Below are 13,203 nucleotides of genomic sequence, written 5' to 3' on the forward strand. Positions count from 1 at the left end.
TTTTATAAAAGAGGTGCATTGTTCACATGAAAAAAATCATCTTTCTCTCCATCAGCAGTCTGCTTTGTTTTGTCCTGGCAGCTTACAATTATGGAATCTTTCCATCTCAAGCATCTCCGTTACAAAAGGAATCCCAAACCGGAGAGCTTAAAAAGTCCAAGTTGGAAGATACAACACAAGCATCTGAAACAAATGAGAGCCCTTTAACAAAAGAGTTCACGCTTTTGAAGTCCGAAGTGAAAAAGCTGACTGAAGCTCAAGCAAGAGAATCTGCGGAAAAGAAAGGTATCATCCCAGTTCGTATTGAAATTCCTTCAATCCATGTTAAAGCATCTATTGAACAGGTAGGGATTTTAGAAAACGGACAAATGGGGGTACCAGAAGATACCAATAGCGTAGGTTGGTTCGAACCGGGCACGAAACCTGGTGGAAGGGGTAGCTCAGTTTTGGCAGGACATGTTGATAGCAAAACGGGACCGGCTATTTTCTTTAATCTTAAGAATCTAAAGCAGGGTGATGAAATCATAGTAACGGATAAAAATGGGGCAGCACTTACTTTTGTGGTTAAAAAACAAAAAAGCTATCAAAGAAACTCAGCTCCAATTAATGAGATCTTTCAAACTTCTAGTGGTCAAAATTTGAACCTAATTACTTGCTCTGGCGTTTTTGATCGAGAAGAAGGAACACACGAAGAAAGACTTGTTGTATTTGCTGAGTTACAGCAAGAAAAAGTTAAAGAACCAGTTACACCTCCTGAATCTCCAAAAAATGTGGAAGTAAACGGAAGCTTTGTGACTTGGCATGCGGTTCGTAAGGATAACATTGTGGGTTACCGAATTTATAGAAGTGAAAAGAAAGACGGAGAATACGAACAAGTGGGAAGTATTTCTGCTCACGAAAGAAAGAATTTTACAGATCAAAATGCAGAAAAATATTATTACTATGTAACATCGATTGATACCTTGGGAAAAGAATCGAAACCTTCTAATATCTCTCAGGTTAAATAATAAATCTATTAAACTTTCGGCACTGCAACATTTTGTAGTGCTTTTTTGTGTTTGACTCTTTTCTAATCTAGAAAAGAAGTAGAAGCGTATCCAATTTGGAACTTTATTTAATATGTATTGACTCGTTTTATAGAGTGATGATAGTATATAAAAATCAAATCGTAATAATTACGATTTACAAAATATTGTATGGAGGTACGAGTGAAAGAGAGATTTCAATTATTACTATCTTTGAAAGTCACCGAGTATGAGATCAATGAACTTTCAAAGTTTGCCAAAGAATGTGATGAGTGTTACGAGTTATTAAAAGTAAAGCTGGATAGTCTTCACCATTTTATGACAGATCCTATAAACCTGCACCGATGGCAAGAATGGGGGAAAGACAAGGATATTCTGTCACTGTCTGAAAAGCTCCGGGAAGCTTCCGTACAAGCTCTTTGTGAGATGGAAAAATACCAAAGTGTTCGTACATGTAACCATCAATTGAATGCAAGTGAATACATAACTACACTCTCTCAAACTGTGAAACATGAATTGGATGAATTACATATCAATGAGAACTCTAAGGTATTATTTATAGGTTCTGGAGCGTTTCCCATTTCTGCCCTCACTATCGCCAGTGAGAAGAATGCTGAAGTTCATTGTATAGATATTGATGAAGAAGCGGTCGAGATGGGAAGAAAAGTCTCACTGATTACAGGCCTACAAGAAAACGTTAGATTTTCTAATTCTGTTCGAAACGACTTACACTTTGCCCATAATACTACTCATGTCTTAATCGCTTCTCTAGTCAGAAATAAACGGGAAGTACTGAATGAACTAAAGGATATATTACAGCCTCATACAAAAGTGATTCTCAGATACGGAAACGGATTAAAATCAATCTTTAACTATCCGTTAGAAATGAACCTAACGAAAGACTGGGAACTGCAGAGCGTTAAACGAACAGACGGTATCTATGACACGATGGTCTTAGAGAAGGTAAATGCATGAATGTAAATAAAGGAAGTGAGGGAATCGTGGGTACGAAACGTTCAAAAATTCTTGGGAATATCCTAATAGCAGGCGTTGGACCAGCTGTCATTCAAACAGCTGTCCAGCTTTGCGCTGCTGGTTTTAGTGAAAGAATAGGATTGTATAATCGGCCAGGTGCTCGTGCAGAACGGATTAAAAGAGAACTGAATCAAAATCATTTTGAAGTCAATCTTACTATTCAGGGTAAAGAGGAAGAATTGACAACAAAGGTAGATTGTTTTTTTGATGACGTATCTCAACTACCTGATGAATGGGATACGGTTATTCTTGCAACTCCCTGTACGAGCTATGCAAACGTAATAGAGTCACTTCAGACTATAGAGTTAAAGCGCGTAAGAACCATAGTTCTACTGGCTCCAAACATCGGTTCAAACGATCTCGTAAAAAATTTGCTGTTACAAGAAACAGTTGAAGTGATCAGCATGTCAACATATTTTGCTGCTACTAAATCTCATAATTCTGCTATAAAGGCTCATACGAAAGTATATAAAAAACGTATTTACCTAGGTTCATCAATCAGTAAAAGCCGTACGCTAAATACACTGCAAAGATTTTTAAAATCAATGAATATCGATGGGGAGATCGTCGATCACCCTCTCGATGCGGAATGCAGAAATATAACAACATATGTGCATCCTGCCTTCTTCTTAAATAGATTTACTTTAAATGAAATATTCGGCCTTCATACTAATGGTACGAAGTATATGTATAAGTTGTTTCCTGAAGGTCCCATCACACCACAAAGAATAAAAACAATGGTGCGGCTCTGGAAAGAAATTTCTACATTAATGAATGAACTAGGCGCAAAATCGATCAATTTATTGCAGTTTTTAAATGACGATAATTATCCCGTTCCAACAGAATGCATCCAAAGAGAGGACATTGATAATTTTTCAGAATATGAGGAAGTCAAACAGGAGTATCTGCTCTATATACGCTATGCTTCTATTCTAATCGACCCATTTTCAAAGCCTGATCATGAAGGAAGATATTTTGAATTCTCAGCAGTTCCCTTTAAGAAAGCAGAAGAAGAAAATAAGGGAATGTGGTCTATCCCTAGGATACCGTTCGAAGATTATCAAAAATTGATCGTGATCTATGGACTTGCAGAGAATTCAGGAATTCCAATGCCTGAGATGAAAAGACTCATCAAAAATTTCGAATCAGAGTGTAAGCAAATTGAAACCCTGTTAGGAATAAAAGAGTCATTAATAGGAGCAAGAAGAAAATCTTCCTTGCAAGAAGTAACAAACATCATGAAGGAAAGAAAGAGGCGATTACAATGAAAAACGGTGTTTGGCTCGCCATTTTGTCTTCCTTTATTTTCAGTATTATGAACGCTCTCGTTAAGGCAGTAAGTTTAAACATCCCTTATTCAGAAAGTGTATTCTTTAGAAGTTTGATAGGCACAATCATCATCTTTATTATTATGAAAAAGAAAAAGGTAGCCTTTTCAAAAACGGGTGTACCAATGCTTATGGTTCGAGGAGTCTTTGGAGCGTTGTATCTATTAGCCTATTTTTATACAATCGCTAAAATTCCGTTAGCAGATGCGAGTATTCTGGCTCATCTGTCTCCCATTTTTGCCGTAATATTAGCAGGTTTGTTTTTAAAAGAAAAGCTAACGAAAACGCTTCTTTATATTCTTCCTGTCGTGTTAGCAGGGGCGTTTTTGCTGATAAAACCACAGGAGTTCTCGTCTTATTCTATGTATGCGCTAATTGGTGTAGGAAGTGCTTTTTTCGCAGCTTGTGCAGCCACTTCTATTCGTTATTTAAGCAGCAGACATCATGCTTATGAGATCGTATTTTATTTTCTCGCTACAGCAACGTTGGTTAGTATACCTTTAATGTGGAACCAATTTGTGATACCTTCACCATTAGAACTGTTTTATCTGATCTGTATCGGAGTTGTGTCTTTAGTAGGACAGTTGTTCTTAACAAGTGCATTCACGCATGAAAATGTTATCGTTGTAGAGGTTACCCGTTACATTGGAATCGTCTTTAACGCCTTTTGGGGTTTTTTATTCTGGTCAGAGATTCCAGATGCTCAAACGATTCTAGGGGGTATGTTAATTATTGCTTCATGCATCTTCCTATCACGTAGGCGAGCACTTGAAGCAAAGGTAAATAATTTAAGATTGAATAAAGTAGCGATGAATACACATGCAAAAAGGTAAGGAGAAAACGCTCGGTTAAGAGCGTTTTCTTTTGTTAACTTGCAACCTTTTCTTGATTTGTATTGAGTGATTTTCTTCTAAACATATAAGTTGCGCTTATCAGCAAATAAATTCCTAATGTTACGCCAGTGATAATAACAGAAGTTGTAAGCACGATTCCGATTAGTATTGCAAATAAAGATAGAATCGCAATCCAAGTGGTATAAGGAAACCACCTTACATAATAACCGGAAAGCTCATTATTCTGTTTTCTTGATTTTAAATGAGCAAAGGCAATAATCAACCATATGAACAATACAGTGTAGCCGAGTGATCCCATAAGATAGTTAAAGGTTTTGTCGCCAGCAAAAATAGAAATTAGTACACCTGCATACAGAGATGCTGTACACAGCAGAATTGCGACAAAAGGAACTTTTTTAGATGAAAGTCGAGCGAAAATCTGAGGAACACGACCATCAACGGCTTGTGTATACAACACACGTGATGAACCATATAACCCTGAGTTCATGGATGAGATGATCGCAAGAAGAATCACACCATTCATCACATGATCTGCACCAGGAATTCCAATCATCTGAAACACCATGACAAAAGGACTTTCATTCACGCCGTTTACTTTGTCCCAAGGAATTAAGCCAACGATGATAAAGAAGGGAAACAAGTAAAAGGCTATGATTCGAGTTAATGTACTGCGAACAGCTTGTGGAACTACTTTTTCTGGATTCTTCGTTTCAGCTAAGGTTACACCGATAATCTCCGTTCCACCATACGAATAGATCACCACTAACATAGCTGTCATGAGACCGGCTGAACCGTTCGGGAAGAATCCACCCTGCTCTGTTAAGTTCGTGAAGTTCGGTGCAACATGGCCACCAAACGATACGAACAAAAGCAAAAGTCCTGAAAGAATAAAAATGACGATCACACTGATCTTAATAAGTGCTAACCAATACTCCGTCTCAGCAAATATTTTAACGGATAACAGATTTACGATTGTAACGGTGATTGAAACGAGAAAGGCTAACAGCCAAATCGGTGTATCTGGGAACCAATATTGAAGAAAAATTGCTGCAACTACAGCTTCTGCCGCAATGTTTAACACCCACATCTTCCAATAAATCCAATCAAGAAAATAAGCGGGGAATATTCCTAAAACAGATTGAACAAGGTCCCGAAACGTTCTGGCACCACTGTTTTGAACGGCCATCTCTGCTAAACCTTGCATTACAAATAATAAGATGATACCACCGATCAAATAGGCTAGAACAACCGAAGGACCTGCTGAATCAATAGCGGCACTGCTGCCTTTAAAAAGTCCAGCTCCTATACTGCCTCCAAGAGCCATCATCATAATATGACGAGAAGTCATCGTTCGTTGTAAGTTCTCTGTGCTTTTTTTCATCTTCATAACCTCTCCTAAGTGATGTTAGAATCTATAAAACAAATAACAAAAAAGGCTTACCATCTCTGATCTCAGTTGTGAGAAAAGAGACGATAAGCCTTTGGCTGACCGCGGTACCACTCTTGTTGATTCGTCATAGAATCCTGCTTGTAGAACCTGTTAACGAAGGTTAGTCGTCAAAACATAGAGAACGCGTTCTTTCTGTCTTGCTGCTCCAGGGCGAGTTCAAAGTTTTCATAGACTGCGTTCCACCAACCCGCAGCTCTCTAGACTACAAAATGACTTTTACTACTCCCGTTCGTTGCTTTTATCAAAATGATTATTCAGAATAATATGGATTACTATAAAGGCTGTATCTTGGGCTTGTCAACACATAAATTTTAAATGAAACTGCACAAGGTAGTATGGAAACGGTATCATTTATTCACTTGCTGAAGTTATTTCACGCTGTTTTTAACATGTCATGTGGTGAAGAATAATAGATAAAAAAAAGGTGCAGGAAGGTTTTGAAATCCCCCCGCACCGTAAATCATTTCTTTATTGCCAGCTTTTGAAAATAATATTTACCTACATGATTCACTTGCGCATTAAAATCATTTCTTCCGTTTTCTTTAAATGAAGGACCACAACTAGAAGAAGTTACTTGAATAACGGAATACTTAATATCTTCACCGTTTCTGCCTGAAAAACCACCGTTCGATCCAAGACTGATACACTGGTCGTTGATTTCTTTTCGTTTGCCGTTTTTATCAACATAATAATATTTATCATTCACAACTCCATAGATCATGTCCTTCGTTGAGGTGAATGAAACACCATACTGACTGATCTCAGTATCTTTTAACACATCCAACGTTTTTTCTTTAACTGGAATAATCGTATAATCATCTTCTTTTTTTAACGGCGGTTCGTCAGGCATGTTATAGAACGTAAAGATAGAGCCTTCAAAACCTTCGGGAATCAAAAAGATATTGTTCGTAGTCTCTTGTTTATTAAAACTACAGCCTGCTAAAAACAATATAGATAACGCAACAAACATATATTTTTTCAATCGCATCCACTCTTTCAATTCATTTTCTTTATTGTATCATTGTATCCAAAATTCCAATAACAACTAACAAGCTTTCCACAGAATTGTAACGGGTTAAACAAATTTTTCCAAAATATAACCTTAATTATTCCTTCTTTTTGTATAATGAAAAAGATAGATAAGAAATGGGGGATAAAGATAATGGCGACATTGTTCCAAAGCAACACAATCGTGGAAGGAAACGAATTGTTAGCACTCTTAACTTCAATAAATAACAAAGAGAAGACATGGGAAGATGTAGATCAGGAAGTTGTTTTGGATGCGATGATCCTACATATTGGGTCACCTAATAGTGATCTGCGAGAGATGGTTTACCGATCGTTTTATATGTTAATTATCCATGATGGGCTCGACTACGAGATATTAAAGAAACTTCTAGACTATAGTGTGAAGCACCTTTTATTTAAAGGAATAGACGAAAGTGGGACAGATTCTGTGTTCACACGAGCTTTCACGACGATATTGATAGCTGTTATCATCAGTAAAGATATGGAAGCGGACTTTCTTCCGAAAGAGACACTTACTGAAGTGAAAAATGAAGTCAAAAAGTACATAGAATTGGAACAAGATGTTAGGGGTTATGTACCAGTAAAAGGTTGGGCACACAGTATTGCTCATGTGGCAGACACGTGCGAAGAACTGATTAAGAGTGAAAAAATTGATGAGGATGAATACTTTTCTATCGTTGAAATTCTTTTGAAAAAATATTGTACAACACCGACCGGATTTTTGCATGGAGAAGATGATCGCGTTGTTATAGCTGTTCTTGCTATGCTCAAAAAAGAGGTAGGATTAGAAGATTTAAAACAATTTGTAGAAGATATTCCCGGACTTTTAAAATCGCAAAAAGAAGAATTGTCATCTGAAAAGTATTGGTTTGTTATGGCTAACTGTGTGTCTCTGTTAAAAAGTCTCTTCATAGGAGTTAGTGATGATTCGCTAAGTAAATCACTACAACAGACAATTCGAAAAAGCTTATCACAAATTTAAACAAGCTAAAGGAGGCAGCTTTTGGTCAAGAGCGCTGAGCCTCCTTTTATTATGCTAAATCTCCATGCACTGTTCCCCATTCATGCATCTGCTTTAAGATGGGCAATAGAGTTGCTCCAAATGCAGTTAATGTATACTCTACTTTTGGTGGAACCGTATTGTATGATTTACGATCAATAAAGCCTTCTTCTTCTAATTCCTTTAATTGCTGCGAAAGCACTTTATGTGTCACACCCGGCAGCAGACTTCTTATTTCGTTGTACCGCAATGTACCATCCACAGCTAAGTGCCATAGAATAACTGTTTTCCATTTACCGCCTATTTTTTGCAATGTATATTCGATCGAGCATTTTAATTTACCATCGTCATGTGTTGATATCTTCATGAGCATAACAGTCCTTTCTTACCTTAAGGATAGTATGTCACTTTAAAGTGCGTTCTTACATACGCGAAGTATGTCTGGGTATAATGATTCCTGTAATCAAAAATAAAAGGAGGAATACGATTATGCCAATCTATCCAAGAACATTCTCTCATATTGGTTTATCCGTGCCAAATTTAGAAGAAGCCATAAAATTTTATACAGAGGTATTCGGGTGGTACGTTATCATGGAGCCTTCTGATGTAGAGAATGATGATACACCGATCGGACAAATGTGCCGTGATGTATTCGGTGATGACTGGGAAACTTTCCGAATTGCTCATCTAGCTACAGGTGACAAGATCGGAGTTGAACTGTTCGAGTTTCCTCATAACGAAAAGCCGGAAAACAATTTCGAGTACTGGAAGACAGGTTTGTTCCACTTTTGTATCCAAGACCCTGACATCGAAGGGATTGTTGAGAAAATTAAAGCGTATGGCGGCAAGCAGCGCATGCCGATTCGTGAGTATTACCCGAACGAAAAACCTTATAAAATGGTATATGTAGAAGATCCATTCGGCAATATCTTTGAAATCTATACACATAGCTATGAGCTTACCTATTCTCAGGGAGCTTACTAATAAACTTAAGAACCGCTGACGATTTTGTTCAGCGGTTTTTTCTTTGCACAGATTTCAGAAGAAAAGAAAAGACTACTATTTGCATTTTTACTTCTGTAAGCTTGATTTATCATAATCACGTAAATGGAGTGAAGAAAATGACAAAGAAATTTAAAATAGATCTGCCTAAAATTCAAGGGGATTTAGAAGAAGCGCGTTTTCGGGATCTGTATTTAGAGGAAGATCCATATCTTCACGATTGCTCGATCACGGGAGCATTTTTAGAGAATGAAGAAATCGACAAGCTGATTTTGTCTAAAGTGAAATTCAATAATGTAACGCTCATTCATTCGAGTTTTTATAAAATAGACATGACAGATGTTGTATTTGAAAACTGTGACCTCTCTAATACAAATTTTAAAGAGGGTATTCTGTACCGCGTTCATTTTAAAGATTGTAAGCTGATGGGTGTTGATTTTGAAAAAGCGAATCTTAGAAATGTGACGTTTGAAAACTGTATGTTAGACATGAGTGAGTTTGTAGAAACAGATCTTAAGCCCGTTTTGTTCGATCAATCATCGCTCAAGCAGGCAAACTTTTATGAAACAAAGCTAAATGCAGTAAAATTTGAATCGTGTAATATTGAGGAAATTGACTTTACAGAAACATCCTTAAACGGGATCGATATTAGTACATGTAAATTCAATACTATTCATGTAGACCTCACAAGTTTAAAAGGATGTACCGTATCACGAGAGCAAGCAATCGTGTTTTCTACATTGTTAGGCTTACAAGTAAAAGAAGATTAATTACTCAACCACAAATTGGATAATTATGTTAATATTAGTGTAGGCACTATAGCATGACTTCATAGATTTAAATCATTTTCCATTAGGAGAGATGAAATGAAGGAGAACCTTACACTAGCTTGGATTGCTGCGTTATTTGCTCTTGTAGGACAGTTGTTGTTTTTTATAATCATCGCTATTTATACCGGTGAATGGCGTTATGTGATGTGGAGTTTCATCGTGAGTATGAGCGTTGGGATTCCTAGTATGATCCACGTGTGGCAGGCACAAAAACGCACGAATCTAAACAGAAATTAAGAAGAAAATTTCTGTACAAAATAAAAGCTCATGACCCATCTAAAGGGAAATGAGTTTTTTTCGTTTTATACTCTTTAACAAATGAAAAAGAAGGTACAATCCTCCTTTAAGAGGAATATGAAAAGAAGATGATAATAGGGAGCTGGTTTTCAATGAGTGGGATTTGAAGCTTTAAGGAATTTCAATAAAAAGAGGGATGGAGAACTGCCGTTACTACGGAAAAAATTAATGAGAACTATAGAACAAGATCTAGTGGCAGATAACAATGTTTTAGCAGTTTTTTATGGTGGGTCGATCGGAAAAGGAAACATAGATCTCTATTCAGATATTGATCTTCGTGTTGTCGTGCAAGACGCTGTTTTTGAGAAGTTTCGAGAGAATAAAAAGAAAAGAGCGGCCAATTGGGGGAAAGTTCTTTTCTATGAAGATTTTCCTTGGACAAACTATTCTATCGCTCATTATGACTCGTTTATCAAAGTAGATTCTTTCTATTACAAGAAAAATGATCTTCACCCTTCTATTTGGATGCAGCATTTAAAAATAGTTTACGATCCTGAAGGTCATGTAAACTCCATAAGGCAACATTCACTTCAGCTATCCTACTCACCAACAATAGAAGAAGTAGAGATCTGGCGTACTAAATTCTTTGCATACGTTCATGAGTTCTATAGGCGGATCATGCGAAGTGAACTCTCATACGCAAAACAATGCTTAGAAAACATGATCTATTCTATGGTGTCTGGATGGTATATGAATGCAGGTCTGCAACCGAATACATTCGGTGATTGGTCGAAGGTTGAAGGAAAGAGCAGTCCGTTAGCTGACTGGCAGCACATGCTCCTATCTGAATGGCGTTACAATTCTAACGAAGAAGACATGTTAAGGATTTTAAGAAGAATCTTACCTCAATTTCAAAAGTTACATAAAGAGTTATGTAAAATTGTCGAAATTACGTATGAACAGAAATGGGAAGAAGAGATTTTAAAGAAAGTTCTCATTGATCATTAGCTGGCATGAGGTGGTGAGTGTATGGAATATGGAGCGTCAGGGTTAGCATTAATGGGGTTATTTACATTTTTAGTACCAATAGGAGTAGGAATCTTTGTCTTGGTCATGCTATATCAAATGAACCGATCTCTAAAAAGAATAGCGGATCGACTAGATGAGAAATAATCATGAAACAAAAGATAGCTGTCCCTGTGTGGACAGCTATCTTTATTTATATCGCTTTTCTATGATTATCCTCTAAAGAAGTATGTTTTTTGAACTTAGGTATCTTTAAGTAGACGACCAAGCGTACAAGATATTCCATTGGACCGATGGGCAGGTATTTCAAATAAATGGAACTAAGAAGTGCTTGAGTTCCGAAGATTATAACACCTACTACAGTGGCCAGTATTACACCAAGATCACCAAACCAACCTAAACCATAGCCGTAAAAAAGAAATGTACAAATCATCGATTGCATTAAATAATTTGTTAATGATAGTTTTCCCATACTCTCAAAACCACTTAAAAAGCGTTTGAACTTCTGATGGTTGTACATGTAAACGAACAGACTGATATAACCGATAGCAAGCATACTTCCCCCGATCATGCTCATATCTAAACGATAATCCCACTGCTTGCTGAGGAGAGGAGTAGCTTTTAGTAAGAGACCGATTGGTATAAATAAACCACTTATGATTGTGAACTGTTTGATCTTAGAAGACGTGTTTTGCAGCCATTTTCGATGTGCTGCATACATACCAATCAGAAACATCGGACTAAGAACAAAAGGAGTTAATAATAACATGAAGGCGGCTTCACCACCACTCATATCAAGCATTTCGTCATCAAGACTGTGTGCTCTTATTTCTGAGTACGTTCCTGATCCATAGATCTCTTGTGTTTGTTTCATGTATAAATCTATCTTATCAGCACGAATCATTTTGATTTCTTCTGCCTCAAACAGAGAGCCAATGAACAGAAGAGAGAATAGTAGAACAGCCCAAATCAATAGTGTCTTTGGTTTGCGATTTACCATGACCAAAAGCAGAAGACCCATAAGCCCATATACAAAAAGAATATCTCCTTCCCATAAATACGTACTATGCAAGATCCCAAGAGTCATCAGTAAAGCGAATCTTCTGAACAGATGCCACTTTACGCGTTTGTTATTTTCCTTTAACTTGTTACGCATAAGAATGAGAGAGTACCCAAAGATGAACATGAAGATGGGAAGGAATGCGCCTTCAATCACCACTTTTGTGAAGTAGTAAGCATATGTATCAACGGTTGATAATTGATAATAATGAATTTCGTCCTTTCCAAAGATTCCGAACTGGAAAATGAGTAGGTTTGCTAAAAGAATCCCTAATAAACTAAATCCCCTAATACCATCGATGATGTTAATTCTCTGTTTGACCAATGACATGTTAATAATCCCCTTTTTCTACATAATTACCAATACCTAACAAATGCGTCGACGACATAACTATAACAGCGCATTTAATAAAATACAACAATTTTTTATTGTTTTACGATAAAAAAATAATGATTATTGAGATTTTATCCTTCTTTTATGGTATGTTAAATTTATGAAATTAAAGAAGAGGAGCAGAAAGATGAAGTGGAAAATTTTTTATAAATATGGAGCGAAATTATGCTCAGTTCTTTTTTATGTTATTGGTCTTATTGGTATTTTTACCTTGGTATATCATTTGTCTTATTTAATGAGTCCAACAGGGGAATTGGCAAAGTCTTTCGGTGCATTTGATCCTGTGTACAGCAACTTAACGTTAGTTTTTGATCAGCAACCTTTACTTTATAAGGATGAAGAATTCATCGTCCTCTCATTGGTGACCTCTATCATTATGTTTGTTTTTGCATTAATTTTCTTAAGACTCATGAGGAAATTGTTACAGAATTTACACCAAGAGAGTTTATTTATGATGGAGAACGTTAAGATTTTATTCAAGATGGGTATCACCATTCTTGTACTTGGGTCAGCTTTTACCTTTATGGATGAGCTTTTAATGACAAAAGCACTTAAGGAAATCCATGTAACGAACGCTTCTGTAACATATACAGGATTAGCTTATGTTGATACGTTTTTCACAGGGATTTTCGTAATGATTCTAGCCTCTGCACTAAAGGTTGCCGTAGAGGCAGTAGAAGAAAATAAACACACAATCTAAAGGTGGAGTAGGGATTGCAATGATTAGAATAAAATTAGATGTTATGATGGCACAGCGAAAAATGTCATTGAACCGATTGTCTGAACTGGTTGATATCACCCCTGCTAATCTTTCTGTACTTAAAAATGAAAAAGGAAAAGCGATTCGTTTTTCAACACTAGATGCCTTGTGTAAAGTACTAGAATGTCAGCCAGGCGATCTCATCGAATATATTGAAGACTAAAATAGAGGGAG

Annotated in this window: 16 protein-coding genes and 1 other annotated feature; of the genes, 12 read left to right on the forward strand and 4 right to left on the reverse strand. The window is 36.7% G+C overall.

Annotated elements, in window-relative coordinates:
- Positions 1-26 precede the first annotated feature (26 nt).
- The 4 genes from HU823_RS12790 (at position 27) to HU823_RS12805 (ending at position 4,221) form a co-directional block, all read left to right on the forward strand.
- Positions 27-1,007, forward strand: a complete 981-nt coding sequence (locus HU823_RS12790) for a class F sortase (RefSeq protein WP_197222310.1) — start codon at positions 27-29, stop codon at positions 1,005-1,007.
- A gap of 201 nt (positions 1,008-1,208) precedes the next feature.
- Positions 1,209-2,000 carry a nicotianamine synthase family protein gene (locus HU823_RS12795; RefSeq protein WP_197222311.1) on the forward strand — a complete coding sequence of 264 codons (792 nt, stop codon included), beginning with the start codon at positions 1,209-1,211 and terminating at the stop codon, positions 1,998-2,000.
- On the forward strand, positions 1,997-3,328 hold the full coding sequence (locus tag HU823_RS12800; protein WP_197222312.1) for an opine metallophore biosynthesis dehydrogenase: 1,332 nt from the start codon (positions 1,997-1,999) through the stop codon (positions 3,326-3,328). Before HU823_RS12795 ends, HU823_RS12800 begins: the two co-directional genes overlap by 4 nt.
- Positions 3,325-4,221 (forward strand): DMT family transporter, encoded by an 897-nt coding sequence (locus tag HU823_RS12805; RefSeq protein WP_231607432.1) that lies wholly within the window; start codon positions 3,325-3,327, stop codon positions 4,219-4,221. Before HU823_RS12800 ends, HU823_RS12805 begins: the two co-directional genes overlap by 4 nt.
- A gap of 34 nt (positions 4,222-4,255) precedes the next feature.
- Here HU823_RS12805 and HU823_RS12810 read toward each other — a convergent pair whose 3' ends face one another.
- Both HU823_RS12810 and HU823_RS12815 read right to left on the reverse strand, forming a co-directional pair.
- Complete coding sequence (locus HU823_RS12810; RefSeq protein WP_197222313.1) at positions 4,256-5,623, reverse strand: amino acid permease; 1,368 nt, start codon at positions 5,621-5,623, stop codon at positions 4,256-4,258.
- 82 nt (positions 5,624-5,705) lie between these two features.
- Positions 5,706-5,934 (reverse strand) — a binding site (T-box leader).
- 218 nt (positions 5,935-6,152) lie between these two features.
- On the reverse strand, positions 6,153-6,674 hold the full coding sequence (locus HU823_RS12815; RefSeq protein ID WP_197222314.1) for a DUF6843 domain-containing protein: 522 nt from the start codon (positions 6,672-6,674) through the stop codon (positions 6,153-6,155).
- 180 nt (positions 6,675-6,854) lie between these two features.
- Between HU823_RS12815 and HU823_RS12820 the strand changes: the two genes are divergently transcribed.
- Positions 6,855-7,703: a DUF2785 domain-containing protein gene (locus HU823_RS12820; protein ID WP_197222315.1), complete on the forward strand. Its 849-nt coding sequence runs from the start codon at positions 6,855-6,857 to the stop codon at positions 7,701-7,703.
- Positions 7,704-7,752: 49 nt separating this feature from the next.
- On the opposite strand, the gene HU823_RS12825 is transcribed toward HU823_RS12820, so the two are convergent.
- Positions 7,753-8,082, reverse strand: coding sequence for a winged helix-turn-helix transcriptional regulator (locus HU823_RS12825; protein ID WP_370630086.1), 330 nt, complete (start codon positions 8,080-8,082; stop codon positions 7,753-7,755).
- Between the two features lie 128 nt (positions 8,083-8,210).
- Here HU823_RS12825 and HU823_RS12830 point away from each other — a divergent pair, with 128 nt between their 5' ends.
- The 5 genes from HU823_RS12830 to HU823_RS12850 all read left to right on the forward strand — a co-directional run bounded on the left by HU823_RS12830 (position 8,211) and on the right by HU823_RS12850 (position 10,963).
- A complete protein-coding gene (locus HU823_RS12830; RefSeq protein WP_144701762.1) occupies positions 8,211-8,705 on the forward strand; it encodes a lactoylglutathione lyase family protein in 495 nt (164 codons plus the stop codon).
- Between the two features lie 137 nt (positions 8,706-8,842).
- A complete protein-coding gene (locus tag HU823_RS12835; protein WP_197222317.1) occupies positions 8,843-9,493 on the forward strand; it encodes a pentapeptide repeat-containing protein in 651 nt (216 codons plus the stop codon).
- Positions 9,494-9,589: 96 nt separating this feature from the next.
- A complete protein-coding gene (locus tag HU823_RS12840) occupies positions 9,590-9,790 on the forward strand; it encodes a hypothetical protein (RefSeq protein ID WP_197222318.1) in 201 nt (66 codons plus the stop codon).
- A gap of 228 nt (positions 9,791-10,018) precedes the next feature.
- A complete protein-coding gene (locus tag HU823_RS12845) occupies positions 10,019-10,798 on the forward strand; it encodes an aminoglycoside 6-adenylyltransferase (protein WP_197222319.1) in 780 nt (259 codons plus the stop codon).
- A 21-nt stretch (positions 10,799-10,819) separates the two neighbouring features.
- The gene (locus HU823_RS12850; protein WP_153238922.1) at positions 10,820-10,963 is read left to right on the forward strand and encodes a hypothetical protein; all 144 of its coding nucleotides are present in this window, start codon (positions 10,820-10,822) and stop codon (positions 10,961-10,963) included.
- Between the two features lie 46 nt (positions 10,964-11,009).
- Here HU823_RS12850 and HU823_RS12855 read toward each other — a convergent pair whose 3' ends face one another.
- A complete protein-coding gene (locus tag HU823_RS12855) occupies positions 11,010-12,206 on the reverse strand; it encodes a DUF418 domain-containing protein (RefSeq protein ID WP_197222320.1) in 1,197 nt (398 codons plus the stop codon).
- A 190-nt stretch (positions 12,207-12,396) separates the two neighbouring features.
- On the opposite strand from HU823_RS12855, the gene HU823_RS12860 reads away from it, so the two are divergent.
- Both HU823_RS12860 and HU823_RS12865 read left to right on the forward strand, forming a co-directional pair.
- Entirely contained in the window at positions 12,397-12,969 is a 573-nt protein-coding gene (locus HU823_RS12860) for a DUF2975 domain-containing protein (RefSeq protein WP_197222321.1), read from the forward strand.
- 19 nt (positions 12,970-12,988) lie between these two features.
- Positions 12,989-13,192, forward strand: coding sequence for a helix-turn-helix domain-containing protein (locus tag HU823_RS12865; protein ID WP_066392329.1), 204 nt, complete (start codon positions 12,989-12,991; stop codon positions 13,190-13,192).
- The last annotated feature ends 11 nt before the right edge of the window (positions 13,193-13,203 follow it).

It is taken from the genome of Fictibacillus sp. 18YEL24, assembly GCF_015903855.1.
Lineage (GTDB): Bacteria > Bacillota > Bacilli > Bacillales > Fictibacillaceae > Fictibacillus > Fictibacillus phosphorivorans_C.